This window comes from Frankia nepalensis (assembly GCF_016786325.1).
GTDB classification, from domain to species: Bacteria; Actinomycetota; Actinomycetes; order Frankiales; family Frankiaceae; genus Pseudofrankia; species Pseudofrankia nepalensis.
The window spans coordinates 21284-45083 of record NZ_JADWYU010000109.1 but is presented as its reverse complement, the minus strand read 5'-3'; the positions used below and the strand labels follow the sequence as shown (position 1 = coordinate 45083).

Sequence of the window (23800 nt, the reverse complement as noted above, 5' to 3'; positions counted from 1 at the left end):
GCCATCCCAGGGCTTCGCCGCGGACGTCCCGGCCGCCCGTCACCGGGCTGGCAGGTCCGCCAGCCCCGCGCCCGGGGCCGCCCCGGCGGTGTAGGGCTCGGGCTGGGCCGCCTGGGTGCGCTCGTACCACTCGGCCACCTGACGGATCCCGGCGGCCAGGTCGACCTCGGCCTCGAAGCCGAAGGCCGCCTTCGCCCGGTCGGTGGCGAGGCGGCGGCGCGGCTGGCCGTTCGGCCTGGAGGAGTCCCACACGATCTCGCCGGAGAAGCCGACCGCGTCGGCGACCAGCCCGGCCAGCCGCCTGATGCTGATCTCCTGGCCGCTGCCGACGTTGACCGGCTCGCCCTCGTCGTAACGCTCCAGCGCCAGCCGGAACGCCCGGGCCGCGTCCCGCACGTGCAGGAACTCCCGGGTGGGTGAGCCGTCCCCCCACAGCGTGACCGAGCCGAGACCCGCGCGCCGCGCCTCGGAGAACCTGCGCACCATGGCCGGTATGACATGGCTGGAATTCAGGTCGAAATTGTCGTGTGGTCCGTAGAGATTCACCGGGAGAAGGTAGATCGAGTTCATCTCGTACTGTTCGCGGTAAGCCTGGCACTGCACCAGCAACGCTTTCTTGGCTATGCCGTACGGAGCATTGGTCTCCTCCGGAAAACCCGCCCAGAGGTCCTCCTCCCGGAACGGGACCGGCGTGTGCTTGGGATAGGCACAGACCGTGCCCGCGACCAGCACCTTGGCCACCCCCGCCGCCCGGCACGCCTCCAGCACCTCGACGCCCATGACGGTGTTCTCGTAGAAGAACCGGCCGGGCTCGGCCAGGTTCGCGCCGATTCCGCCGACGGACGCCGCCAGGTGCACCAGGGCGTCGGGCCGCAGCCGCCGCAGCATCTCCTGGACGTTGTGACGCTGGCGCAGGTCATAGTCCTTCCGGCCCAGGGCGCGTACCCGGGCGCCGGCACGGCCGATCTCGTCCGCCACGTGCCGCCCGAGAAAACCCGTTCCGCCCGTCACCACGACCGTTGACTTCGACAGGTCCATGCCGTCCCCAGTCCCGGCGGCCGGGTGCGTACCGGGCCACCGCTCGCCGGCGGCTGACGACCGGACCGCGGATACCGAGCGATCCGTCCAGCCATTGCCGCCGGAGCCGACAGAATCTTCCCCAAAATTGATCGAAAAGGCCGTCCCCATGCGTGGGCCACCGCCGGTCCGCCTTCACCAGTTCGGGCCGGACATGCCGGGCCGCGTTGTGGCGCAGATCAGCGGGGCAGCACGACGGATCGTATAACGATCATCACCTAAAGCATCCAGGCTGGACGGCGTGTCCTCGCCGCGTCGCGGCCGGGGCCGTAAATACCGGAAACAAGTCCGCAGCCGGATGACCTGTGATCAAAACGTACTAGGCTGTTACGACGTGGCCAACGCGACGCGACCAGGACGCCGGGCTCGGCGGGCCGGCGCCCGACGGACCGGCGGCCGGCGGGCCGGCGCCCGACGGACCGACCGCGCCTCCGCGAGGCGGGCCCGACCACCTTCCACGACCCTGTTGAGGGCGCCCGTGCGGGGTTACGCTCACCAGGCAGGATGGGTCGGTCCGAACCCACGGATCACCGGACCACCGGGGACGGAACCGACCCAACCGGGGGCATCCGCGGGCGCCCGCCCGCGGGGCAGCCACCACCCGCGGGCAGGCGAGGCCACGCGGGCAGCCGACAAGCCGAATGGCGGACAACGGGAGATGAACGAGGAAGCGCCGACCTGGTTCGACGCCGCGCTGGACGACCGGCCCGAGCATTTCGAGGTCGACGTGGACGGCGCGCGGATCAGCTACCGGTGCTGGGGTGGAGCGCCGGACCTGCCGGCGATCGTGCTCGTGCACGGCGGCGCGGCGCACGCCGGCTGGTGGGACCACATCGCGCCGATGGTCCCGGACGAGTACCGGGTCGTCGCGCTGGACCTGTCCGGCCACGGCGACAGCGCCCGTCGCGACGAGTACTCGCTGTCCACCTGGGCGGCCGAGGTGATCGCCGTGATCGACGACGCGGGGATCGCCTCACCGCCGATCGTCATCGGGCACAGCCTGGGCGGCTGGGTCGTGGCGACGACGGCGGCCGAGCACCCCGACCGGGTCGCCGGGATCGTGCTCATCGACTCGCCGGTCACCGAGTTCACCCCGGAGGAGCTGGCCGCCCGCGAACGAACCGCGTTCGGCCCGCTGCGGGTGTACCCGACCGCCTCCGACGCCCTGGCCCGGTTCCGGATCGTCCCGCCGCAGCCGCACACCCTGCCCTACGCGATCGAGCACATCGCCCGCGGCTCGATCGGCTCGGTCGAGGGCGGCTGGACCTGGAAGTTCGACCCGAACGTCTTCAGCAGCCGCACCGCCCCGTCGCCCGAGCTGCTCCACAAGGTGCACTGCCGGGTCGCCCTGTTCCGCGCGGAGCACGGCCTGGTCACCCCCGACATCGGCGGCCAGATGTACAACCTGCTCGGCCGGGTCGCGCCGGTGATCGAGATCCCGCTGGCCGGCCACCATGTGCTGCTCGACCAGCCGCTGCTGCTGGTCACCGGCATCCGCACGATCCTGGCCGACTGGGAGCACTCCTCCCCGCAGGAGCGCACCGACTAAGGCGCCGCTGGCCACCCATCCGTGAGTGGCGGCCCCGAAGTGTCCGCCAGAACGCGAGCCAGGGACCGCGCTACCGCGGACACTTCACCGGCACCGGCCCACGGCACCGGCCCACGGCGCGGGCAGACTTTCGCTGATGCGGCACTAGCCGACCGATCAGCCGCCGAGGGCCTCGGCGGCCCACTTCCGCAGGGTGGGCGCGAGCAGCGGCCAGCGGACGAACAGGCCGCCGGCCGTCTGCGCCTCGGCCTGTCGTTCGAGGTACTCGCGGTCACCCCACGGCGGCTCCACGAGACTGGCGTTCGGGAGGAGCGCGGCCACGGCCTCGGAGGTCAGGCGCGGGTGGAAGGGATCGCTGGCGCCACCCCGGAAAACCAGGGTGGGGACCGTGATGGCCCGGGCGGCGTCATCGGAGAGGCCGGGGACCTGCTCGGCCGGCCGCGGGCAGTAGGCCTGCATCCAGCGCTGCAGCGTCGCGAGGAACTCGTCGCGATCCTGGTCGAGGATCCGCTGCCGGTTGGCCGGGTTGCCGGCGATCGAGCCGGCCCAGTCGGGCAGGTCGGCGACGGCGGCCATGTCCCGTGTCCAGGCGGCGGTGATGCTGGCGGTGTAGTAGACGTTTCCCAGGATCATCAGCCCCATCGGGCCGCCGCTGAGCCACCAGAGCGCAAGGCCAGCGGCCACCTCGGGGTGGCGGGCGGCGGTCAGCAGCGAGACGCGGGTGCCGACCGTCGCCCCGGCGAGCACCGCCGGGCCGAGGTCGAGATGCGCCAGCAGCGCCGCCAGGGCGTCGGCCTGCATCTCGGGCTCGGTCTCGCCGGCGAAGCGCACGTCGGACTCGCCGCAGTTGGGCCGGTCCCAGACGAGCACCCGGTCGCCGTCCACCGCCAGCGCCTCGGCGAGCGCGCGCACCCCCGGGGTCTCCTTGGTGAAGCGGCCACCGGTGGTGATCACCCACAGCCGGCCGTCGCCGCGGTCGTCGCCGATCAGCTGGTAGGCGATCCGCAGCCCGTCGACGCTCGCGTAGGAGGTGCGCACGGCCGCTGGGCTTCGGTCCGCCATGCTCAGATCGCCGTCCGGTCGTCGAGAACGCGGCCGGCCACGCCGCGCAGCGTCGCGTCCACGGTGAACGACGCGACCAGTTCGCCCGCCTCCGTGTACACCCGGCACTCGGAATGGGTCATGCCGTCGCCGGCGAACGTCGAGTGGTGGTGGTAACGCATCCACCGGTCCGCGCGGACGTCCGCGTGCAGCGAGATCGCGATCGCGTTGATGCCCATGGACAGCGTGCGGTGGGCCTGGTCCTGGCCGACGCCGGCGTGCGGGCGCAGCGCGGCGGCGATCGAGATGTGCCCGGTGAACTGGGCCAGCAGGCCGGCGTGCAGGGCCGGGTCGGCGGGCACCTCGCGGAACCGGAGCCAGGAGTCGATGACCGGCGGCCCGACCGGCGCCGCCGAGTCGTTGTCGTAGGCGGCGTCGACGAACCGCAGGTCGCGCCCGGTGACCGACATGTCGTAGGGCTCGCTGTCGTAGGGCCCGGCGCACGGCGGCGGCGGGGCCGCGTGCGCGACGACGCCGGGCGCGGTCACGTCGAGCAGCAGGTTGACGGTGGCCCGGCGCCGCCCGCCCTGGCTGACGTGCACGAGCAGCGCGCTGAAGGTCCGCCCGGAGCTGAGCTCCTCGAGGTCGAACTCGAGTGGATGGTTCGTGTCGGCCACCCGGTACATGACCAGATGGGCGGACACCGCCCGCCGCCCGGCGGTGTGCCGCATCGCGGCCACGATGGCCTGGCCGAGGATCTGGCTGGCCTCGACGACCGACCGCGTGTGGCTCGGCCGGATGGCGCTGACGTAGCGCAGCTCGCCGGCCGGTCGCACGTCCATGATGTCGATCAGATCCGCGGCATCGCCCCAGGTCGGGAACCTCTTGATGGACGCCTCACGGGGCTCCTCGCCATCGACGAGGTCGACCAACTCGACGCGTACCCGGTCATGGTCGAACGCGACGAGTCCCGCGAGCCACTCGAGGCCGGCGGCCGGTTCGGCGAAGCTCCACACCGCGTCCCGGCCGTCGACCAGGCCGTCGTCCTCGCCGCCGTGCCCGGGCGCGTGCCATTCGGGGACCGGCGCGGGCGCCTTCCCGTCGAGGGTCCACAGCTCCCCCGCGCCCTTGACCGGGCAGGTGACCTGCCGGCCCTCGTCCTGGAGCAGGTCGAGCCGGACGTCCGTGCGCGGGAAGTACAGTGCCGGCGCCTGGCCCGGTTCCTGGGCGCGCACCGCGGCGGTCGACTCGGCCACCAGCCGGTCCCCCCACCACGCCCTGGCCCGATAACGGCACGAGGAATGCTCCACCGCCGACGCGGCGCCCGGTTCGACCGTGGATGTCACAGGCTGCACTTCTCGGAGGCTAGTACGCCCCGTCCGGACACGCCCGTTCTGTGCGTCAGGGAAGGGAGCACGACCATCGACGGAACCCTGGTCTCGCCGGAGTGGCACCCCAGCCCGCCATCGACGCCATAGCTACATTCAGTTATCAAGCACACACGGCTGAGCGGGCCGTAGAGGCACGAAAGCAGGGTGCCCGGGGTGCCGGGACCGGCGCCGGTCGACCCGCGGCGCGGCCGCGCACGGCCCCTCGCCCGTTCCGGCCGGTCACGCGGAGGCGCGGACGACCAGTTCGGTGGGGAGGACGACCTCCGTCGGGTCGGCGTAGGGGTCCGCGATCCGGGCCAGCAGCAGGCGCACCATCTCCTGGCCCATCAGCTCGACGGGCTGGCGGATCGTGGTCAGCGGCGGGTCGGCGTAGGCGGCGAGCGCCGCGTCGTCGAAGCCGACGACGGCGACGTCCTCGGGCACCCGCCGGCCGGCCTCGCGCAGGGCGCGCAGGGCGCCGAGCGCCATGAGGTCCGAGGCCGCGAACACCGCGTCGAGGTCCGGATGGTCGGCGAGCAGTTGGGTGGTCGCCCGCCGCCCGCTCTCCTCGGTGAAGTCGCCGACCGCGACGCGCCCCGCGGACGCCTGGTCACCGGCTTCTCGGACCGCCTCCCTGTAGCCGCGGAGCCGGTCCACGCCGACGCTCATGTCTCCCGGCCCGGCGACGGTCGCGAGCCGGCGCCGGCCGGCGGCGATCAGGTAACGGACCGCGTCGCGGGCGCCGCCGACGTTGTCGGCGTCGACATAGTCCAGCGGTCCGCCGGTCAGCAGCCGCCCGGCCATCACCAGCGGCACCCCGGCCGCCGAGATCGCCGTCGGCATGATGTCGTCGCCGTGCAGCGAGATCAGCAGCACGCCGTCGACGTGCCCGTTGCCGACGTAGCGCAGCGCCCGGTCGCGCTGCGCCTCGCCCTGGGCCTGCAGTAACACGAGCTGCAGGTCGGTCGGGCTGAGCGCCTGGTTGACGCCGCGCAGCACGCTGGCGAAGAACGGGTCGGAGAACACCGTGTCCGGCCGCTCGTGCACGATCAGCACCAGCGTGTCCGTCCGGCGGGTCACCAGGCTGCGCGCCGCCCGGTTCGGCACGTAACCGAGCTGGGCGATCGCGGCGTTGACCGCCGCCTGTGCCTCGGGCGACACCCGCGACGACCCGTTCACCACCCGGGAGACGGTCGCCCGCGACACCCCGGCCAGCTCGGCGACCTCCTCCAGGGTCGGCGCGCGGCGCTGCGCCACCACCGCGCCGGGCGTCTCGTCGCCCTCGGCCGCCGCGCCGTTCCCGGCGCCCGCCGGGGTATCCGGGGTGTCCGGGGTCTCGCGAGAGTCCAGGTTCTCTGGGGTGTCGAGGTTCTCTGGGGTGTCCGCTGGATCCGGGGCCCCTGGCCGGTCGGCGGCAGGGTTCCTGCCGGATCCGCGACAGGGTTCCTGCCGGATCGGCGGAGCCGATCTGGGAGGTAGGGGATCTGGGAGGTCGGCGATCGGGGCGGTCCGGACGTCGATGCCCGAGGCCTGCTGGGAGGTCCGGGGTTCGGGCGCCGGCGCGACGGACCGGTCAGCGGGATGAGTCTCGGCAGGAGTCACAGGTTTCCGTTCGCCGCTCGGTGGTCTCGGATCAGGCGGGAGTACCACAGCGCGCTCGACTTCGGAGTGCGCACAAGGGTGTCGAAGTCGACATGGATCACGCCGAATCGCATCTTGTATCCCTCAGCCCACTCGTAGTTGTCCATCAGGGACCACACGAAGTATCCCCGCAGGTCCACGCCCTCTTGGACGACTTCCCGCACAACGTCGAGATGCTGAGCAACGTAGCTGAGCCGCTCCGGATCGGGCACACTGCCGTCGGCCACCGGCTCGTCAAGGTAGGCGGCGCCGTTCTCGTGCATGTACCACGTGACGCCCGGATAGTCCGCGTCGAGGCGACGCAGCAGGCCGGCGAAGCTGCGCGGCCGAATCGGCCAGGCCAGCGCGGTCACGTTCTCCGTCGACTTGACCCTGGTCAGGTCGTCCGCGGCGACGAACGGAATCGGCGTCGGATCGGGGTCGGGCCCGGAGACGACGATGTGCGGCGCGTAGTAGTTCACCCCGATCCAGTCGAGCGGCGCCGCGATCCGGGCGAGGTCGCCGTCCTGGATCGGCAGCTCGGCGCCGACCTTGGCGAAGTCCGCGACGACGTCCGCCGGGTAGCTACCGCGCAGCAGCGGGTCGAGCCAGAGCCGGATCGACTGGCCGTCGACCAGGCGGACCGCGTCGGCGGCCGCCGGCGAGTCCTCCGGCGACTCCGCCGGGATGAGGTTGAGCGTGATGCCCACGTCGGCGACGCCACGGGCCCGCAGCGCCTCGGTGCCGAGCGCGTGCGCCAGCAGCAGGTGGTGCACGGAGCGGACGGCGGCGTGCGCGCTCTGCACGCCGGGAGCGTGCCGGCCGGTGAGATGCCCTTCGAACGCCGAGCACCAGGGCTCGTTGAGCGTCGACCAGTGCTTCACCCGGTCGCCCAGGGCGGTCGAGACGTGCTCGGCGTACTCGGCGAACCGGTAGGAGGTCTCCCGGTTGGCCCAGCCACCCAGGTCCTGCAGAGGCTGCGGCAGGTCCCAGTGGTACAGGGTGATCCAGGGGTCGATGCCGGCGGCGAGCAACTCGTCGACCAGCCGGTCGTAGAAGGCGAGGCCGGCGGGGTTGACCGGGCCGGACCCGGTCGGGACGATCCGCGGCCAGGCCACCGAGAACCGGTAGGCCTGGAGGCCGAGCTCGGCCATCAACGCCACGTCATCGCGGTAGCGGTGGTAGTGGTCGACGGCGACCGCGCCGCTCTCCCCGTCGCGGGTCTTGCCCCTGGTGCTCGCGAACGTGTCCCAGATGCACGGCCCTCGGCCGTCCTCGGTGGTCGCGCCCTCGATCTGGTAGGACGAGGTCGCGGCACCCCAGACGAAGTTCCTGGGCAGGTCGGCGGCAATCCGCGCCGCCAGCTCATCGGTCGAGGGAATCGCTCCGGTGACCGATTCGGTGCTGATAGTCATCCCTTGACCGCGCCTTCCATGATTCCGCTGATGATCTGACGACCGAAGATGGCGAAGATGATGAGAACGGGAAGCGTGCCGATCGCGGTGCCAGCGAGCACCAGCGTGTTGTCGCGGTAGAAGCCGGACGACAGCGTGCTGAGGGCGACCTGAACCGTCGGGTTTTGCGGATTGAGCGCGATCAGCGGCCACATGAAGTCGTTCCAGGCCTGCATGAAGGTGAGCAGGCCCAGGACGGCCATCGCCGGGCGCAGCGCCGGCAGGACGACGTGCCAGTACAGGCCGATCGTCGAGCAGCCGTCCATCCGGCCCGCCTCGAGCAGTTCGTCCGGAACGGCCTGCATGGCGTACTGCCGCATGAACACCACGCCGAACGCGGTCACCGCCGTCGGCACGATCACCGAGATGAGGTGGTTCGTCCAGCCGAACTGCTGCATCTCGATGTAGAGCGGAATGATCCCCAGCTGGACCGGAACCATCATGGTTCCGATCACCAGGAGCAGCAGCGCGCCACGCCCCCGGAACTGCAGCTTCGCGAACGCGAACCCGGCCAGCGAGCAGAACAGCAGCGTGGTGAAGGTGATCGACCCGGCCACGAGGAACGAGTTGAGCAGCGCCTTCCCGAAGTCGACGGTGTCGAAGACCCGCCGGACGTTCTCGAAGAAGTGCCCACCCGGGATGAACGGCGGCGGGACCTGGCTCACCTCGGCGTTCGTCCGGGACGGGATCAGGAAGGTCCAGTAGACCGGGAACGCCGAGAACAGCAGGACGATGATGATGAACGGGTAGCGCAGCAACCCGGTGCGCTCGGTGTCCGGGCTCCGGCCGGTCCGCTTACGGCGCCGCCCGCCCGGCCCGTCGGAGCCGTCCGAGCCGGCCGGCGGCCCGGCCGCCGCGGGGCCGGGAGACTTCTCGATCGCGACGCTCATGACGTTCCTCCCGGCGTACCGCCCGAGGGGGGTGGGGTGGGCTGGGTGGTCGGCGGGGTTCCCACCGACTCGGGGGAGCCAGGAGTCCCCGCGCGCTTGACCAGGTCCGGGGTCCCCGCCGCCGTGGCGACGCTCGGCGTTGCCGCCGCCGTGGCCACACTCGGCGTTCCCGCCGGCTCGGCCGCCCCGTCGGACCGGGAGGTCCGCCGGGTTGCCCGCGCCGCCGCCGGGCGCGCGCCGACCGTCCGGCCGCGGCCGGCGCGGAACCAGCGGCCCCGGCCGGCGCCCGCGTGCCGGACGCCCCCGACCAGCGCGCCGCTGCGCGTGACCAGATAGGCGAGCAGGGCCAGCAGCACCGTGAGCAGGAACATCAACCAGGCGATCGCCGACGCGTAGCCGAAGTGGAAGAGCCGGAAGCCCTCCTCGTAGAGCAGCAGCGCGAGCGTCTGGAACTGGCGGCTGGTGCCGCCGGTCACGCTGCCCGGACCGGTGTCGAACAGCAGCGGCTCGGTGAACAGCTGGATCTGGCCGATGATCGAGACGAGGGCGGTGAAGGCGATCGTCGGGCGCAGCGCCGGCAGCGTGACGTGCCACAGCTGGCGCCAGGTTCCCGCGCCGTCGATCGCGGCGGCCTCGAACTGTTCCTTCGGGATGGCCTGCATCGCGGCCAGGTAGATCAGGGCGTTGTAGCCGGTCCAGCGCCAGATGACCATCGACGCGATGGCGATCTTCGAGGTCCAGTCGCCGGCCTGCCAATTGATCTTGTCGACGCCGAACAGGCCGAGCGCCCAGTTGATCAGGCCGTAGTCCTTGCTGAAGAGCTGCCCGAAGACGATCGTCACGGCGACGATCGAGGTGATGTTGGGCAGCAGGATGCCCATCCGGAACAGGGTCCGGCCGCGCAGCCGGGCGTTCAGGATGTGCGCCATGACGAGCGCCAGGACGAGCTGCGGCACGGTACACAGCAGCATCAGCTCGAACGTGTTCTGGACCGCGTTCCAGAAGAACTTGTCGCCCAGCAGGTCGCGGTAGTTCTGTAGGCCGACCCATTCCCCGGACGTCCGGCTGAGCATGCTCCGGTCGTGCATCGACACCCAGAAGGTGTAGAGCATCGGGAAGAGACCGAAGACCAGGAAGATCAGGAAGAACGGGGCGACGAAGCCATAGGGCGCCGTGACGCCGGTCACCCGCCGGATCGCGGCGTTCCGGCGGCGCCGCGCTCCAGCTGGTGGCGGCGAGGCGTCCACCGAGGACGCCGTGGGTGCGAGGGTGGTCACCGGGTCTCCTCCTGCCCGCTCGCACTGGTGGCGCCGGTGGTCACGGGGTGGGTCGGTGGTGGTACGGACTGGCGAGCCGGCCGGCGGGCCGAGCTCTCGAGGGCCGCAGGGCCCGGGCGATCCTGAGACGGCGGGCCGGGCGGAGATCGGGAGGCGAAGGCTGCCCGGGGCCACCGGGTTCCCGCCGGCTCCCGCCCGATCGGCGACGGAGCCCCTGCCGCGGATGCGGCCCGTCGGCGATCGGGCGGGTCCGGGAACCGAGCCGGGAGGCGCGGGATCCGCGTCGGCGCACCTGGGAGGTGGCTGGGCGGCCCCATCCGGGGCCGGTGACCCCGGGCAGCCCGGTCCGGTGCGCCTCGCCGCGCCGCCGAGGAGGCGACGGCGCGGCGAGGTGGGTGCCCGGCAGGCGGTCAGGCGGTCAGGCGGTCAGGCCGCCGGCCGGGTCAGCGCGCGGCCCGTTCCGCTTCGGCCAGGGCGTCCTCCCAGGCCTTGGCGGGGTCGGTGTTCTCCTGCTCGATCGCCTGGATGCCGTGCTCGATCGCCTGGCGGATCGGGCCGTGCTTCGGCCCCTGGAACTGCGGGGTCAGTTCGAGCGCCGACTCGCCGAAGATCTTGCCGGTGGGCGCGTCGTTCAGGAAGGGCTCGGTGAACGACTGGACCGACGGGTCGTTGATCGCCTCGACCGTCGACGGCATGTTGCCGATCGCCTTGAAGACCTTGATCTGGTTCTCCGGCAGCGTCAGGAAGTCCACCAGTTCGGCGGCCAGATCCTTGTTCTTGCTCTGGGACGGCACGACCAGCCAGGAGCCTCCCCAGTTGCCGCCGCTACCCGGAACCGAGGTCATGTTCCACTTGCCCGCGGTGTCCGGCGCGTTGGTCTTGAGGTAACCGACCATCCAGGCCGGGCAGGTCAGCGTCGCGAACGTGCCGTTCTTCAGCGCGTTGCTCCAGTCGTCCGTGAAGGCGACCATCTTGCCGGACAGGCCGTCCTGGATGGCCTTCGCGGTCGTGTCGAACGCGGCCCGCACGCCCGGGTTGGTGCCGACCTGGAGATCCTCGGTGCCGGGCTTGTAGTAGCTCTCGGCGAGCTGGAAGACCTGGGCGTTGTAGACGTTGGTGCCGGCGTCGAAGAACGTGGCGCCGGTGTTGGCGTCCCGGAACTTCAGGCCGGTCGCGAAGTACTGGTCCCACGTCGGCCAGAGCGCGCCGACCTGGTCCGGGGCGGTCGGCAGGCCGGCCTTCTCGAACAGGTCGACCCGGTAGCACATCGCCAGGCCGCCCACGTCGGTGCCGAGCCCGATGAGGGACTTGCCGTCGGCCGACAGCGCGCCGCTCCACTTGAACTTCGCGTAGTCGGCCTCACGCGCGCCGGCGCCGTGGTCCAGCAGGTTGACGAACTGGTCCGGCGTCGCGATGAACTGGGCCATGAAGCCCTCGTCGACGCCCTCGACGTCGGCCGCGCCGGAGCCGGCCGCGAGGTGCTGGACCAGGTTGTTGTGGTGGTCGTTGTACTCGGCGACGTTCTCGACGATCTTGACGCCGGGGTGGGCGGCCTCGAACGCCGCGTACAGGCCGGCTTCCTTGTAGCCGAACGTGCCGAAGGTGTTGATCGTAAGAGTGGTGGTGCCTCCGCCGCCCCCTCCGCTGTCGTCGTCTCCGTCGCCACAGGCCGTCGCCGTTAAGGCCGTGACCAGGGCGACGACCCCGGCCATGGCCGCGAAGCGACCGCGATGTGCCCTCATGAAGCCCTCCCTCTGGCTTCACGCTCACCGCACTGATCGCGTGTGAGCGCTCTCATGGCTTCGAAACTGTGTATGTCCGTTGCGTCGCTGTCAAGGGTTAGTTGCTCCGCGATTTCCAGGTACGTAACGGGTTCTCCCGACTACCCTCCGATGCCTTCCCTGGTTCGGCCGCCTCTGGCGGGCCTCCAGGGCCGGCACTGGACGTGAACGGGTACGCCATGCAACCCTTGTCGGCACGGCGCCGCACCCACGGATGTCCGGGGACTCCCTCCCCCGAGGCAGCCAACCGTGTCCGCCGGCCTGGGGTCTGCCTCCAGCAGCCCGCGCTGTCCGCTCCGGCGACCGCCGGATTCCGGTGTCAAGCCTCCGCCGAGTCTCGCTCGGCCAGGGAACGACGCCCGCGGGCTACCCGAGCGCCGCCCCCAGGAGCTGATCCAGCACGGTGGAAGGGAAGAGGGAGCCCATGTCCACGATCGAGCTTCACGACGTCACGCTTACCTACGACGTCCGGCCGGTCCTCGACCACATCGACCTCGCCGTCGACGACGGCGAGTTCCTGGTACTCGTCGGGCCCTCCGGCAGCGGGAAGACGACCGCGCTGCGCATCGTCGCCGGCCTGCTCAGGCCGACCTCCGGCCAGGTGCTGGTGGGCGGCCGGGACGTCACGAAGGTCCCGCCGGCGGACCGCGACCTCGCGATGGTCTTCCAGAGCTACGCGCTGTACCCACACATGACGGTCCGCAACAACATGGCGTTCGGCCTGCGGCTCGGCGGGGTCCACCGCAAGGAACGGGACGCGCGGGTCGAGCGCGCCGCCGAGATCCTCGGCCTCACCGACCTCCTGGACCGCCGGCCCAAGGCGCTGTCCGGCGGGCAGCGCCAGCGGGTCGCGATGGGGCGCGCGATCGTCCGCGAGCCACAGGCGTTCCTGATGGACGAACCGCTGTCGAACCTGGACGCCAAGCTGCGGACCCAGGTCCGCGCCCAGATCGCCCGCATCCAGCGCGACCTCGGGATCACCACGCTGTACGTCACGCACGACCAGATCGAGGCCATGACGATGGCCGACCGGATCGCCGTCCTGCACGAGGGCCGGCTCCAGCAGCTCGGCACCCCCGACGACCTGTTCTCCCGGCCGGCGAACGTGTTCGTCGCGGCCTTCATCGGCAGCCCGCCGACCAACCTGATCCCCGGCACCCTCACCACCGCCGACGGCCAGACCGCGCTGCGGGTCGGCGGCCAGACGCTCGTCCTGCCGCCGCGCATCGCCGACGCGGTCGGCGCGTCCAGCACACCCGACGTCCTGGTCGGCGTCCGGCCGCACGACGTCGAGATCAAGCCGCCGGACGACGCGGCGCTGATCCTCGAAGTGGACGTCGACCTGGTCGAACGCCTCGGCACCGAGACGCTCACGCACGGCGAGATGGTCGCCGGCGCCGTCAGCGGCGCCGCGGCCCAGGCAGCGCAGGCGATCATCGCCGCCGACGACGAGATCCAGACGGACTCCGAGAAGCGGCGGTTCACGGCGGCGCTCGACCCGCGCACGCTGGTCAGCACCGGTGCCCGGGTTCCGTTCTACGTTTCGGCCGACCGGCTGCACCTGTTCGACGCCGAGACCGGCGCCACGCTACAGACCGCGACCCGCTCGCTCGCCGCGGCCTGAGAACGGCGCGAACCGGCCCCGAGATCCCCTCGGTCCGACCACCAGACGAAACCGCCGGTTCCACAGGAATCCTGTGGAACCGGCGGTGCTGGGTCGGCACGAGACCGGTCGGCGGATCAGTCTCCGGTCACTCGCCGGCGTCCGGGCGCCAGTAGGCCCGCTTGCGGTCCGCGGCCGCGAGCAGGACGGCCTCCCGCTTGCCCGGGTGCCGCACCAGGCGCGCGCCGACCGCGCCCACCGCGACGGAAGCTCCCGCGATGCCGATCTCGCGGCGGTGCCCGCGCTTGGCCTCCCGTTCCCGGGCGCCGTGCGCGGCCTCAGCCTGGTCGCCCCGAACCTCCTCGCCCCGAACCTCCTGGTCCCGAACGTCCTGGCCCCGAACGTCCTCAGCCCAGGCGTCCTCGCGCCGCCGCCGCGTAGCCTCGGCCGTCCGGCCGCCCGACTGGGCCGTCGTCGTGGTCCAGGCCCGCTGGCCATGCTCCGGCGCGTCGGCCTGGAACGTGGTGTCATACCCCGGCCCACTCGGCTGACGGGCCGGGTCGGTGGACCGGTACGCGGAGCCCGTCGACGCCACCGCGGCCGGACCGGGCGCCCCGGCGGAACCCTGCGTGAATCGGCCGGGATCCCTCGGCCCGAAGGCTCGCTCGGTGTCGCGGTAAATCGGCTCTCCGCCCTCTTCGGGGTAGGGGTCGGCCTCATACGGATAACTAGCGGTCCTCGATGTGCCGTACACCGACTTACCCGATCGAGCGGAATCTTCGGGACCGCCGGGAACGCCCGGCATCGGCGGGCCGGTCTTCCCGATGATAAAGGACTGCCCGGCGGGCGTCTCCGCCTTCTTTCCCCGCGGCCGCCGGTGCAGCAGGCCGCGGTAACGCTCAGCGGCGGCGCGCCGCCGCTCATCGCCACCAGGCTCGGCGCCGCCGTACCTGGCACCGCGAGGCTTGTCGCCGCCGCGCTTGTCGCCGCCCTGCTCAGCGGCGTAGCGGGCGCCGGCCGCGTGCGCCTCGCCATTGCCGGTGTGGCCCTCGCCGAGATGACCGCTCGACCGCGGGCTCATCCACCGCCAGCCGGCGCCGCGGCTGACCTTCCCCCGCATGGATGCCGCGGCGTCCCGGGCCCCGTGGACCTTCCTGCCGGCGACGCGGCCCGGGCTGTAGCGGTCGGTCAGCTCGTCGATCTCGGCGCTGATCCGGTCCCGGGTCTCTTCGATCTCGGACCTTATTTCCTCAGGCCGTGCGCCCACCGCATGTCCTCCTTCAGTGTCTCGACGGTCTGTTCGGGTGTCGGATGCACCGTCTTGACCGTTCGCCGTCCGGCGAGGCCGAGCACCGCGGCCACAATCGCGAGGATGACGCCCACGATGAGCGCGGCCCAACCGAGCGCCATCACCTCCGCCAGGCCGAACATCACGGCGAGCAGCACGAACAGCGCCGCGAAGAAGCCCGCTCCGGCGGCGCCGCCGAACATTCCAGCGCCCTTGCCGGCCCGGGTCGCCGACTGGCGGAACTCCGCCTTGGCGAGCTGCACCTCTTTGCGGAAGAGGGTCGACATGTCGGTGGCGACCCCGGACATGAGCTCCCCCGCGGACAGCCGGCCGGCCTTACCGTGGCCGTTGACCCGCCCGTTCACGCCCCGGTCGCGCGAAATCCGGTCGTGCGAGGTCCGGTCGGCGACGGCCTGGGAGCCGCCGACGAAACGGTCGTCCACCCGCCGGTCGTCCCGGAACGTGTCCCGCCCGGGTTCCATCCGGGTACCCGTGGCGCGCGCGTGCGCCACGGCGGTGGCGGTGTCGCCCGCCGAGGCACGGATGTCGTCCGGCATGACCCCGGCCGGGGTGATGACCGGTTCCTCCGCCGACCAGGTGCCGCCGGTCGATCCACTGCCCATGGTCGACCCGCTGGACAGCGTCGATCCGCTGCCCAGCGTCGATCCACTGGCCACCGTCGGCTCGCTGCCCGCCGAGGCCGTCGAGACAGGCACGGCCGATCTGGAGGTCTCCGGGAACGCGCCCTTGGCCGGGCGCTCGGCCGCCTGACGGTCATCGCGGACCGTCGTGCCGGTGATGTCGGTCTTCTTCGGTGTCCGGGCCGCGCCACCGTGTTCCTCGGGGTAGACGCGCTCCTCGGAGTAGGTGCGCTCGTCAAGGTCTGGAGGCATCGAGCCGGACCGTCGCGACCTCGTCATGCTGCCTCCTTGCGTCGTGAGAGCCTGCGGAGACGGGCGCGTGGTCGATGCCCGGCACGTGCGGGATTAACCGGGGCCGGGTGAGCCGGGAACGTCCGGGGACGGGTACCCGCCCGGCGGCGGAGCCGGCGGCCGCCGCGTGGCCGGCGACGGTCCCGGCGGCGCGACCGGAGCCGAAGCCGGCGGCACAGCCGGAGCGGAGGCCGCCGGCACGACCGGTGAGGTGGCGGACGGTTCGTACACGGCCGAGGGCGGCCCAGGCGGCGGCGAGGTGGGGGGCGGGACGACCGGCAGCCGGTGGGCCCGGCGCAGGTCGGCGGCCTGGTGTTCGGTGCCCAGCCACCGTTCGTCCCGGCGCAGCGTGGCGGCCGCGGTGTCCTCGTCCAGGGACGTGGCCAGCCGCAGTTCCTCGCGGGTGAGCGCGTAGTCCGCGTAGCGTGCGGCCATCCGGTCGGCCACGTCGCCGGCCTGGCCACGGCGGGCCCGGGCGTTACGGTTCAACTGGTAGGCGTCGACGAACTCGTTGGTCTCCCCTTCCCAGAGGGCAGCGCGTTCGGCGCGGGCATACGACGTCCGGTCCAGGCTGCGCTTGAACAGCAGTGGGGCCAGGTCGATGCCGAGAATCAGCAGACTGATCAGGATGCGCCACGCCTTGACCGAGTTGTCGTCGGCCGTCAGCCTCCAGAAGGCCTTCTCGCGCATCAGCAGGTCGTTGGCTTCCTCGACCTGGTTCCAGGCCGCGGCGGCGTACTCGGCGCGCCGTTCGTCCCTGCCGGCGCGGAAGGCGTCGAGCCTGGCCTGGGCCGCGTCACGGTCGGCGCGCAGCCTCGGTACCTGGGCCGTCGCGGCGCGCAGCTCGTCCAGCTTGACCTGGTAGATCGGCCCCCGGCCCTCGATGCAGCCGTCGCCGCCGGTGAGCTGGCAGCCCACCTCCTGGGTCTTGGTGGACACCAGTTTCTCGGCCGTGTCCAGCTGCGCGCGCCGGTCGGCGACGTCCGCCACGAGCCGGTCCTCGGTGGTTCGCTGCCCCTGGTCCCAGGCGGCCAGCATGCCGCCGAGCTCCTCCTGCCGAAGCTCAGCCACCCGCGGCTGAATCGACGAGTCGAAGAACCGCAGCAGCAACGACTCGCCGACCAGGATCGCGCCGCACACCGCGATGAAGATGCGCAGGACCCCGGTCGTCAACCAGCGGCGCGGCCGGATGCGCTCGTTGTCCCCCTTACCGACGACCCGCAGCGGCCGAATCGTCAGCAACACCGAACGGTCGATGAAGAAGATGAAGGCCGCGTAGAACACCCCATATGGCAGCGCCGCCAGGGTCGAGATGCCGAACCCGAACGCGGCGACCGACGCGCCCGCATAGGTGGCAAGCCCAGCGGTCAGCAGCATGAGCGCGCCGGCGCTCGCGAACCGCGACCGATCCCGCTCGGCGACCGCCCGATGGTCAGCCCCCGTGCAGCCGATCAGCAGGTTGACCGGCACCCGGCGCGGGTCGGTCCTCGGCCGGCGCGCCTGCCGGCGTGCCTCCCGGCGAGAAGCCCGGCGAGAGTCCCGGCGGCCGGGCCCGTCCGGGTCCTGGCCAGCGGCGCCGCCATGGCCGTGGCCATCGCCGTAGCCGTAGCCGTCGTCGTTGCCGTAGCCGTCGTCGTTGCCGTGGCCGTCGTCGTTGCCGTGGCCATCGTCGTAGCCGTGGCCATCGTCGTAGCCGTGGCCGTAGCCGTTCGGTTCGGTTGCCCGGTAGCGGTGGGGGTCGGAACCTTCGGCCTCATATCCGCCGCCCGCCCGGTATCCGCCGGCTTCGTGGAGCCCGTCGGTCTGGTACTCCTCGTATTCCTGGAAGTCGTCATATTTCTGGAAGTTGTCGTGCTCCGGGAAGCCGTCATACTCGCGTGGGTCGCGGTACTCGTGTGGGTCGCGCCTGGCGCGCTCCCGCCCGTCGGCGTCGTCGACGTCGTAGACCTCGCCGTCGTTGCCGTCGACGCCGTTGACGTCGTCGGTATTGGTGGTATCGACAGTATTGGCGACGTCGTCCTTTCCGTACTCGCCTCCGTACTCGTCGTACTCCTCGTCGAGGGGATCGGGGGCCTCGTGGAGTGGATCGGGGCCAGGGTTCGGCTCCGGCGTGCCTTCCCGCAAATGACCCGGCGACGCGGGTGAACCAGACGCGGACGAACCAGGGGGAACCTCGACGAGGTCACCGCCACGCAACCGCTCACCCCCGGAGTCCATGCCGGCACCTTAGCCGTACCTGTCACTCTCGGCATTTGCATGATGACTTTCAGTCGACATCGAGGAAGGATCGCGACCGCCCGCCCGCGCGACGATCCGGGTGGCTCGTTAACGTCTGCGCCCAGAGCGGATGGCCCGCCCCGCGGCCGACGGCGGCGGGAACCGATCGGAGGACGGAACGGATGGGTCAGATCAACGTCGTGGCGGAGAGGGAGTTCGCCGCCCCGCCTGGCCAGGTGCTCGAGTTGGTGGCCGACTATGCCGAAACGCGCGCTCAGCTGTGGCCGGAGAACATCACCGGCTACCGCGTGCTCGCCGGCGGCAAAGGCGCGGGCACCCGCATCGGGTACCGCCTGCACGCGACCAAGAAGCGGATTCGCGACGTCACCGCCGAGGTGACCGCCCCCGACGAGTCGACGCTGGTCGAGGCCGACCAGAACTCGACCCTGCGCACGGTCTGGCGGGTGCTCCCCCAGGGGGACGGCAGCCACGTCACCGTGACGACGACCTGGACCGGCGCGGGCGGCGTCGGCGGCTTCTTCGAGCGGATCTTCGCGCCGATCGGCGTGCGCAAGCTGTGGAACGCCGTCCTCGACAACCTCGGCACCCGCCTCTAGCGCCGCCTCAGGCAGTGTCTGCCCCGGTCGACGGCTGGGCGGAGCGGCGGCCCCCACCACTCCTCTCCCACGTCGCGGCAGACACCAGTCCCACGTCAGTCCCACGTCGCGGCAGACACCAGGGGACCCGGACGTCCTGGCAGACGCCAGGGTCACGAAACGGTGCCGGTCCTGGCTCTGGCGTCTGACACGATCCCCTCTGACGTCGGACAGGACGAGCACGCCGCCGCACGCGGACACAGGGCCGAACGTCGCCGGGCATGGCACTGGCGCGGCGCCGAGTGCCTCTTCGGCCGCCGGCGCCGCCCCAGACTGGCCAGGACCCAAACGTCGGCGGCCCCGGGACGAGCCAGCGAGAGATTCCTCGCTGACCATCCCGGGGCCGCCGACGGCACCCTCTGGCTCGTAAGGCCAGGGCGCGTCCTACGCGGGCGAGCTAGTGCCGGCCGCCGATCCCGTGCTTGGCGAGCGTCCGGCCGATCTTCCCGCCGAGGCCCTCGTGCTGAGCCTCGTGCCGGCCGTGGCCGTTGTCGCTGGCGCGGGCGGTGTCGCTCGGGTAGACATCGTGCCCGGCGTCCCGGTCCGCGCTGTCCGCCGGGGCGGTGCCGCGACGGGTCGTCGGCTCGGCGCGATCCGCCCGGGTGTCGCTCGGGTACACGTCGCGGCCGGCCGACCGGTCGGCGCGGTCCGCGCGCTCGTCACGCGCGGACCGGGTGGCCCGCTCGTCGCGGTAGTCCCGGTCGTCGCCGCCGCCGACCCGGGCCGGCTCCTCCTTACGCGCCCGACCGCCGCCGAACAGCCCGCCATGGGCGCCACGCGCGGCCATCTTGCGCTGCGCGCGCATCTGGGCGTGCTCGATGTCGCGGAGGCTACGCACGCTGAGCCGGCCCTGCGCGGTCGACGCCAGGTAGAGGATCACCGCGCCGAGGGCGTAGAAGAACAGCAGCCAGGTCATCGCCTGCCGACCGGAGCTCCCCATCGGGGTGCCCAGGTCACCCAGGTGCCACGGGCCGGCGAGCGTCGGGCCGATGACGAACCAGGCGCCGGCCGCGATGGCCAGCCAGGCTCCGATCATCGCGGTGCCCCGGTTCGCGCTCGCCGTCAGCAGCAGACCGCCGACAAACGTGGCGATTCCGGGCAGCACTTCCAGCCAGAACCGCGCCGCGGACCAGTTCCAGGTCTGGGCACCGCCGAACCCGAAGTTGAACGCGGGCCCGACGAACGGGATGAGCGTGCCCCACACGCCCAGAGCCATCAGCAGCAGACCCGCCAGCGCGCCGCGGCTGCGTGGTATCCGCCAGGTGCCTCTGGAAAGGTTGATTTTGGATTCTCCCGTGAGGGTCATTGGGTCGGCTCCCTCCGCGTGACGATTCAGTCGATCGGTGCCCCAGATCCTGCCCACTAACCGGATCCACCCGGAACGGGTGACCTTCCAGGTGCCAAACGTGACCCCGCCCACCGTCGAGGCCGGATCCACGGCCCGGTCGTCCTCGGCACCGGCGCACCAGGAACCCTGCCGCGCCCGGCCCGGCCCACCGGTGGGGTGAGGGCGCTCACCCCACCGGCGGGCCTCTCCAGGCCACGACCTACGGGAAGCCACCAGCTCCACGCGGGCCCGGGTACGATCAGCCAGCGGGCCGTTAGCTCAATTGGCAGAGCAGCCGGCTTTTAACCGGCGAGTTCAGGGTTCGAGTCCCTGACGGCCCACCCGCAAACCCCAGGTCAGGCGGCATGTCCGGCTCCTCGGGGACCGTCTCCAGGCCCTCGTTGATCTTTGTGGGCGTCAGGTGGGCGTGAGGCCGCACCACTCGGCGCGGCACCGCCTTCGCGACCTTCTCGGCAGCGGCCTGCCCGGCGCCGCGGAGCAGGTCCACTCCCCGTCCCCGCTGGCCTCGCCGGTGCCGCCCGGTGGCTACTGCTACCGGGGCTGGGCGGTACGGCCGGCGATGTCGCTCGTGATGCCCTGCGCGATGGCCGTGGGGAGGACTGACCCGTAGGGCCGCGCTCCTTGCGAGCCGGGGCTACCGTGCGGCGGACGCCACCAGGCGGAGGACCGTGGTTCTCGTCGGGCGAGGAGGCGGTATGCGGTTGCGGCAGGTCAAGCGCTCGGCTGGGGCCTTTCAGCAGCCGCTGACGGCGGACGACATCCGGGCGATCTGTGGCCGGGTCTTCGGTTCCGGGGTCCGGGTTGCCGCGGCGGAGGAGCTCGGGGCGGGTCTGTACAACACGACGTACCGGGTGGCGGTGGCGGGGCGGGACCGGCCGGTGATCCTGCGGGTGGCTCCCGAGCGGGGCCGGCAGTTCGCCTCGGAGTGGCAGCTGATGCGCAACGAGTACGCCTCCTTGCCCTATCTGGCGGTGATCGCGCCGCTGCTGCCGCAGGTGATCGCCGCGGACTGGTCGCAGGAGCTGGTCGGCCGGGACTGGATGGTCCAGACCCTCCTGGACGGCGTGCCGGCGCCGAACCGCCTCGGGGACTACCCGCGTGCGCTGTGGCCGGTCTTCTTCCGCGACCTGGGCGCCATCACGCGGCGGGTCCACGGGGTGCGCGGCCCGCGTTTCGGCCCGGTCGTCGGTCCCGGCTACGGCTCGTGGGGCGAGGCGGTGATCGCTTCGCTGGAGGCCATCGCGGCGGATCTCGACGGCGCCGGCCTGGACGCGGCTGACCTGCGCGAGGTGATCGCCGTGGCCGCCGAGAGGCGGGCTGTTCTGGACGAGGTGACCGAGCCCCGGCTGCTGGCCGGTGACCTGTGGACGGTGAACGTGCTGCTCCACGCGACCGCCCCGGAGCCCACGATCACCGGGGTGTTCGACCTGGACCGGACCTGGTTCGGCGACAGCGCCGCCGACTGGACCATCCGGATGGCGCTGGCGAAGCAGGACGAGCGGACCGCGTTCTGGGACAGCTACGGCCCCCGCGACGCCTCGTCCGCCGCCCAGCTGCGCCAGCAGATCTACGAGGCCCGGCACCTGGGGGCGGTCAGGCTCGAGCGGCACCGCCTCGGCAACGGCGCCGGCGTCCGCGACAGCTACCCAGCCATGTCCACCGTCCTGGCTCACCTGACATGACCAGCGCGATCGGGGCTGAGGTCAGCCCCGTCTCCCTCCACAGGGCAACGGCGTCTCTTGACAGAGCGCCGGGTCGCCCAGCCGGCCGACGACCGCTTTCCGTCTGCCGCTACCAGTTCCGGTTGCCGATCAGCTCCTCGTGGTCCGCGTCCGTGAAGCCGTAGGCCTGCGCGACGAACCAGAAGTCCTCACCGATCGCCTCCCGCGCCACGGTCTCGATCTCGCTTCCGGCGGCGTCGAACTCCTCCTCCAGGAGGTTGAACTCCTCCGTCGCCGCCTGGGTGAGCAGGTAGAGGTCCGCCAGGTCCGACGGCTGCTCTGCCTCAATCCGCTCGCACAGGCGCAGCAGGATCGCTTTTCCCATGTCGAGGACGTGGCCTGGGAAATAGTCGTCTTCGTACAGCGATCGCAGAAACGCATACTCTGTCATCCGCTGGTTTGAGATCGACATAACGCATTCCTGACTCCTCTGATGAAACAGTGGGCCGATCATGGCGCCTGTGCTTGTGTCTCGGCAACGTCGGTATACGCCAGGGAGCCTGGTCGCCGGTGACCGTGCCCGCCCGCGGCCGCGGCGCTGACCCGGTGTAGCCGCGGCAACGCGTGTCCGCTGGTGTCCGCGGACAACCAAGTGCTTCCTTCCCACAATGCCCAGCGGAACCATGGCCTTGGAAGGGAGGTCGTGCGTGGCTGGAATGACGGAGATCGCCAGTGTCCTGGGTGACGCCCAACGCGCGGCGGAGGCCCGCGGCGGGCTGGTTGACAAGCTGCTCGCGGGCAAGATGATCACAACACCGAAGGTCGAGGCGGCCTTCCGCGCGGTGCCGCGGCATCTGTTCACACCGGAGGTGTCGCTGGAAGCCGCGTACGCCGATGACGTCGTGCGGACCAAGCGGGACGAGCACGGTGTGGTGCTCAGTTCGGTGTCCGCGCCCTGGTTGCAGGCCAGGATGCTTGAGTCGGCGCGTGTTGGCCCGGGTATGCGCTGCCTGGAGGTCGGCTCTGGCGGATACAACGCGGCGCTGATGGCCGAACTCGTCGGGCCGACCGGCGACGTGACGACCGTCGACATCGACTCGGAGGTGATCGACCGGGCCCGCCGTCGCTTGGCCGCGGCGGGCTACGACCAGGTACGGGTCGTGCTCGCCGACGCCGAGGACGGCGTGCCCGCGTCGGCTGCCTATGACGTCATCCTGGTCACCGCCCAGGCCTGGGACATCCCACCGGCGTGGACAGGCCAGCTGGTCGAGGGCGGGCGCCTCGTCGTGCCGCTGCGCCTGCGAGGGCTGAACCGGACCGTCACCTTCGAGTCCCGTGGCGGCTGGCTGGAAAGCACATCGGTGCTGTTCTCCGGGTTCGTCCCGATGCGCGGAGCCGGCGCGCACGACAAGCCGAGGCTGCCGCTCGACGGGGAGCGGATCGCGCTGGTCTTCGACGACGACCTTCCCGAGAGCGCTGATCAGCTCGCGGGTGTCCTCGACATGCCCCGGGCCGACGTCGACACCGGGGTGATCTTCCCGAACATGGTGTCGTTCGAGACGCTGCAACTGTGGCTGGCGACCGCGTTCGACGGCTACTGCCACCTCACCGTCGACAAGGAGAAGGCGGCCGGCCGGATTCCGCCGACCGTCGGCATGGGCCACGCCGCGGTCGACGGCGCCAGTCTGGCCTACCTCGGCGGGCACAAGGTCGACGACGACATGTTCCGCTTCAAGGTCCACGGCTTCGGCCCGGACGCCGCCACGCTTGCCGAGGCGTTCGCCGCGCAGGTCCGCCACTGGAACCACGCCCACCGCGACGGCCCCGGCCCCCGCGTCACCGTGCACCCCAGAACCACCCCGGACAGCGAACTACCCACCGGCCGGGTCATCGACAGACGCCACAGCCGCATCGTGCTGTCCTGGCCGTAGCCAGAGGAAGGGGAAGGCGGATGCGCGAGGTCATCGCGAGCCCCTTCTCGGGCCATCACCTTCTGGTCCGGGCGCCTCGACGTCTACGTACTCTGGTGGAAGTTC

18 protein-coding genes, 1 tRNA gene and 1 pseudogene are annotated in these 23800 nt (G+C 71.7%); 7 read left to right on the top strand and 13 right to left on the bottom strand.

The window, feature by feature from the left end:
* Positions 1 to 39: 39 nt before the first annotated feature.
* The gene (locus I6A81_RS13725; RefSeq protein ID WP_203007137.1) at positions 40 to 1038 is read right to left on the bottom strand and encodes a GDP-L-fucose synthase family protein; all 999 of its coding nucleotides are present in this window, start codon (positions 1036 to 1038) and stop codon (positions 40 to 42) included.
* A gap of 697 nt (positions 1039 to 1735) precedes the next feature.
* On the opposite strand from I6A81_RS13725, the gene I6A81_RS13720 reads away from it, so the two are divergent.
* Complete coding sequence (locus I6A81_RS13720; RefSeq protein ID WP_203007136.1) at positions 1736 to 2626, top strand: alpha/beta fold hydrolase; 891 nt, start codon at positions 1736 to 1738, stop codon at positions 2624 to 2626.
* 156 nt (positions 2627 to 2782) lie between these two features.
* On the opposite strand, the gene I6A81_RS13715 is transcribed toward I6A81_RS13720, so the two are convergent.
* The 7 genes and pseudogenes from I6A81_RS13715 to I6A81_RS13685 form a co-directional block, all read right to left on the bottom strand.
* Entirely contained in the window at positions 2783 to 3688 is a 906-nt protein-coding gene (locus tag I6A81_RS13715; protein WP_203007135.1) for an alpha/beta fold hydrolase, read from the bottom strand.
* A 2-nt stretch (positions 3689 to 3690) separates the two neighbouring features.
* A complete protein-coding gene (locus I6A81_RS13710) occupies positions 3691 to 5022 on the bottom strand; it encodes a DUF427 domain-containing protein (protein WP_307874648.1) in 1332 nt (443 codons plus the stop codon).
* A 255-nt stretch (positions 5023 to 5277) separates the two neighbouring features.
* On the bottom strand, positions 5278 to 6294 hold the full coding sequence (locus tag I6A81_RS13705) for a LacI family DNA-binding transcriptional regulator (protein WP_407661296.1): 1017 nt from the start codon (positions 6292 to 6294) through the stop codon (positions 5278 to 5280).
* A 341-nt stretch (positions 6295 to 6635) separates the two neighbouring features.
* Complete coding sequence (locus tag I6A81_RS13700) at positions 6636 to 8072, bottom strand: GH1 family beta-glucosidase (RefSeq protein ID WP_203007133.1); 1437 nt, start codon at positions 8070 to 8072, stop codon at positions 6636 to 6638.
* A complete protein-coding gene (locus I6A81_RS13695) occupies positions 8069 to 9001 on the bottom strand; it encodes a carbohydrate ABC transporter permease (protein ID WP_203007132.1) in 933 nt (310 codons plus the stop codon). The genes I6A81_RS13700 and I6A81_RS13695 overlap by 4 nt, the downstream gene beginning before the upstream one ends.
* Positions 9002 to 9294: 293 nt before the next feature.
* A pseudogene (locus I6A81_RS13690) lies at positions 9295 to 10278 on the bottom strand (carbohydrate ABC transporter permease); the annotation flags it as partial.
* Positions 10279 to 10721: 443 nt separating this feature from the next.
* Positions 10722 to 12020, bottom strand: coding sequence for an ABC transporter substrate-binding protein (locus I6A81_RS13685; RefSeq protein WP_203003783.1), 1299 nt, complete (start codon positions 12018 to 12020; stop codon positions 10722 to 10724).
* 463 nt (positions 12021 to 12483) lie between these two features.
* Between I6A81_RS13685 and I6A81_RS13680 the strand changes: the two genes are divergently transcribed.
* The gene (locus tag I6A81_RS13680; protein WP_203003784.1) at positions 12484 to 13683 is read left to right on the top strand and encodes an ABC transporter ATP-binding protein; all 1200 of its coding nucleotides are present in this window, start codon (positions 12484 to 12486) and stop codon (positions 13681 to 13683) included.
* A 127-nt stretch (positions 13684 to 13810) separates the two neighbouring features.
* Here the strand turns inward: I6A81_RS13680 and I6A81_RS13675 are convergent, their stop codons facing one another.
* The 3 genes from I6A81_RS13675 to I6A81_RS44850 form a co-directional block, all read right to left on the bottom strand.
* Positions 13811 to 14929 carry a DUF3618 domain-containing protein gene (locus I6A81_RS13675; RefSeq protein WP_203003785.1) on the bottom strand — a complete coding sequence of 373 codons (1119 nt, stop codon included), beginning with the start codon at positions 14927 to 14929 and terminating at the stop codon, positions 13811 to 13813.
* Positions 14905 to 15870 carry a phage holin family protein gene (locus tag I6A81_RS43345; RefSeq protein ID WP_238429350.1) on the bottom strand — a complete coding sequence of 322 codons (966 nt, stop codon included), beginning with the start codon at positions 15868 to 15870 and terminating at the stop codon, positions 14905 to 14907. Before I6A81_RS43345 ends, I6A81_RS13675 begins: the two co-directional genes overlap by 25 nt.
* A gap of 66 nt (positions 15871 to 15936) precedes the next feature.
* On the bottom strand, positions 15937 to 18099 hold the full coding sequence (locus tag I6A81_RS44850; protein ID WP_285222925.1) for a DUF4407 domain-containing protein: 2163 nt from the start codon (positions 18097 to 18099) through the stop codon (positions 15937 to 15939).
* Between the two features lie 182 nt (positions 18100 to 18281).
* Between I6A81_RS44850 and I6A81_RS13660 the strand changes: the two genes are divergently transcribed.
* Positions 18282 to 18716: an SRPBCC family protein gene (locus tag I6A81_RS13660; protein WP_203003786.1), complete on the top strand. Its 435-nt coding sequence runs from the start codon at positions 18282 to 18284 to the stop codon at positions 18714 to 18716.
* A 436-nt stretch (positions 18717 to 19152) separates the two neighbouring features.
* Here the strand turns inward: I6A81_RS13660 and I6A81_RS13655 are convergent, their stop codons facing one another.
* Positions 19153 to 20061, bottom strand: a complete 909-nt coding sequence (locus I6A81_RS13655; protein ID WP_203003787.1) for an MFS transporter — start codon at positions 20059 to 20061, stop codon at positions 19153 to 19155.
* Between the two features lie 289 nt (positions 20062 to 20350).
* Between I6A81_RS13655 and I6A81_RS13650 the strand changes: the two genes are divergently transcribed.
* The 3 genes from I6A81_RS13650 to I6A81_RS13640 all read left to right on the top strand — a co-directional run bounded on the left by I6A81_RS13650 (position 20351) and on the right by I6A81_RS13640 (position 21785).
* Positions 20351 to 20423: transfer RNA gene (locus tag I6A81_RS13650), tRNA-Lys, on the top strand.
* Between the two features lie 86 nt (positions 20424 to 20509).
* A complete protein-coding gene (locus tag I6A81_RS13645) occupies positions 20510 to 20713 on the top strand; it encodes a hypothetical protein (RefSeq protein WP_203003788.1) in 204 nt (67 codons plus the stop codon).
* A gap of 85 nt (positions 20714 to 20798) precedes the next feature.
* Positions 20799 to 21785, top strand: coding sequence for a phosphotransferase family protein (locus tag I6A81_RS13640; RefSeq protein WP_203003789.1), 987 nt, complete (start codon positions 20799 to 20801; stop codon positions 21783 to 21785).
* A gap of 109 nt (positions 21786 to 21894) precedes the next feature.
* Here I6A81_RS13640 and I6A81_RS13635 read toward each other — a convergent pair whose 3' ends face one another.
* Complete coding sequence (locus I6A81_RS13635) at positions 21895 to 22236, bottom strand: DUF5713 family protein (protein ID WP_203003790.1); 342 nt, start codon at positions 22234 to 22236, stop codon at positions 21895 to 21897.
* A 244-nt stretch (positions 22237 to 22480) separates the two neighbouring features.
* On the opposite strand from I6A81_RS13635, the gene fxlM reads away from it, so the two are divergent.
* Positions 22481 to 23695, top strand: a complete 1215-nt coding sequence (gene fxlM, locus I6A81_RS13630) for a methyltransferase, FxLD system (protein WP_203003806.1) — start codon at positions 22481 to 22483, stop codon at positions 23693 to 23695.
* Positions 23696 to 23800 lie beyond the last annotated feature (105 nt).

What these genes read in the sequence shown, in the direction of transcription:
- I6A81_RS13720 (WP_203007136.1), top strand. Translation starts at nt 1,736, where the DNA reads ATGAACGAGGAAGCGCCGACCTGGTTCGACGCCGCGCTGGACGACCGG.
- I6A81_RS43345 (WP_238429350.1), bottom strand. Translation starts at nt 15,870, where the DNA reads ATGACGAGGTCGCGACGGTCCGGCTCGATGCCTCCAGACCTTGACGAG.
- I6A81_RS13725 (WP_203007137.1), bottom strand. Translation starts at nt 1,038, where the DNA reads ATGGACCTGTCGAAGTCAACGGTCGTGGTGACGGGCGGAACGGGTTTT.
- I6A81_RS13655 (WP_203003787.1), bottom strand. Translation starts at nt 20,061, where the DNA reads ATGACCCTCACGGGAGAATCCAAAATCAACCTTTCCAGAGGCACCTGG.
- I6A81_RS13660 (WP_203003786.1), top strand. Translation starts at nt 18,282, where the DNA reads ATGGGTCAGATCAACGTCGTGGCGGAGAGGGAGTTCGCCGCCCCGCCT.
- I6A81_RS13715 (WP_203007135.1), bottom strand. Translation starts at nt 3,688, where the DNA reads ATGGCGGACCGAAGCCCAGCGGCCGTGCGCACCTCCTACGCGAGCGTC.
- I6A81_RS13635 (WP_203003790.1), bottom strand. Translation starts at nt 22,236, where the DNA reads ATGTCGATCTCAAACCAGCGGATGACAGAGTATGCGTTTCTGCGATCG.
- I6A81_RS13695 (WP_203007132.1), bottom strand. Translation starts at nt 9,001, where the DNA reads ATGAGCGTCGCGATCGAGAAGTCTCCCGGCCCCGCGGCGGCCGGGCCG.
- fxlM (WP_203003806.1), top strand. Translation starts at nt 22,481, where the DNA reads ATGACGGAGATCGCCAGTGTCCTGGGTGACGCCCAACGCGCGGCGGAG.
- I6A81_RS13680 (WP_203003784.1), top strand. Translation starts at nt 12,484, where the DNA reads ATGTCCACGATCGAGCTTCACGACGTCACGCTTACCTACGACGTCCGG.
- I6A81_RS44850 (WP_285222925.1), bottom strand. Translation starts at nt 18,099, where the DNA reads ATGGACTCCGGGGGTGAGCGGTTGCGTGGCGGTGACCTCGTCGAGGTT.
- I6A81_RS13700 (WP_203007133.1), bottom strand. Translation starts at nt 8,072, where the DNA reads ATGACTATCAGCACCGAATCGGTCACCGGAGCGATTCCCTCGACCGAT.
- I6A81_RS13685 (WP_203003783.1), bottom strand. Translation starts at nt 12,020, where the DNA reads ATGAGGGCACATCGCGGTCGCTTCGCGGCCATGGCCGGGGTCGTCGCC.
- I6A81_RS13640 (WP_203003789.1), top strand. Translation starts at nt 20,799, where the DNA reads ATGCGGTTGCGGCAGGTCAAGCGCTCGGCTGGGGCCTTTCAGCAGCCG.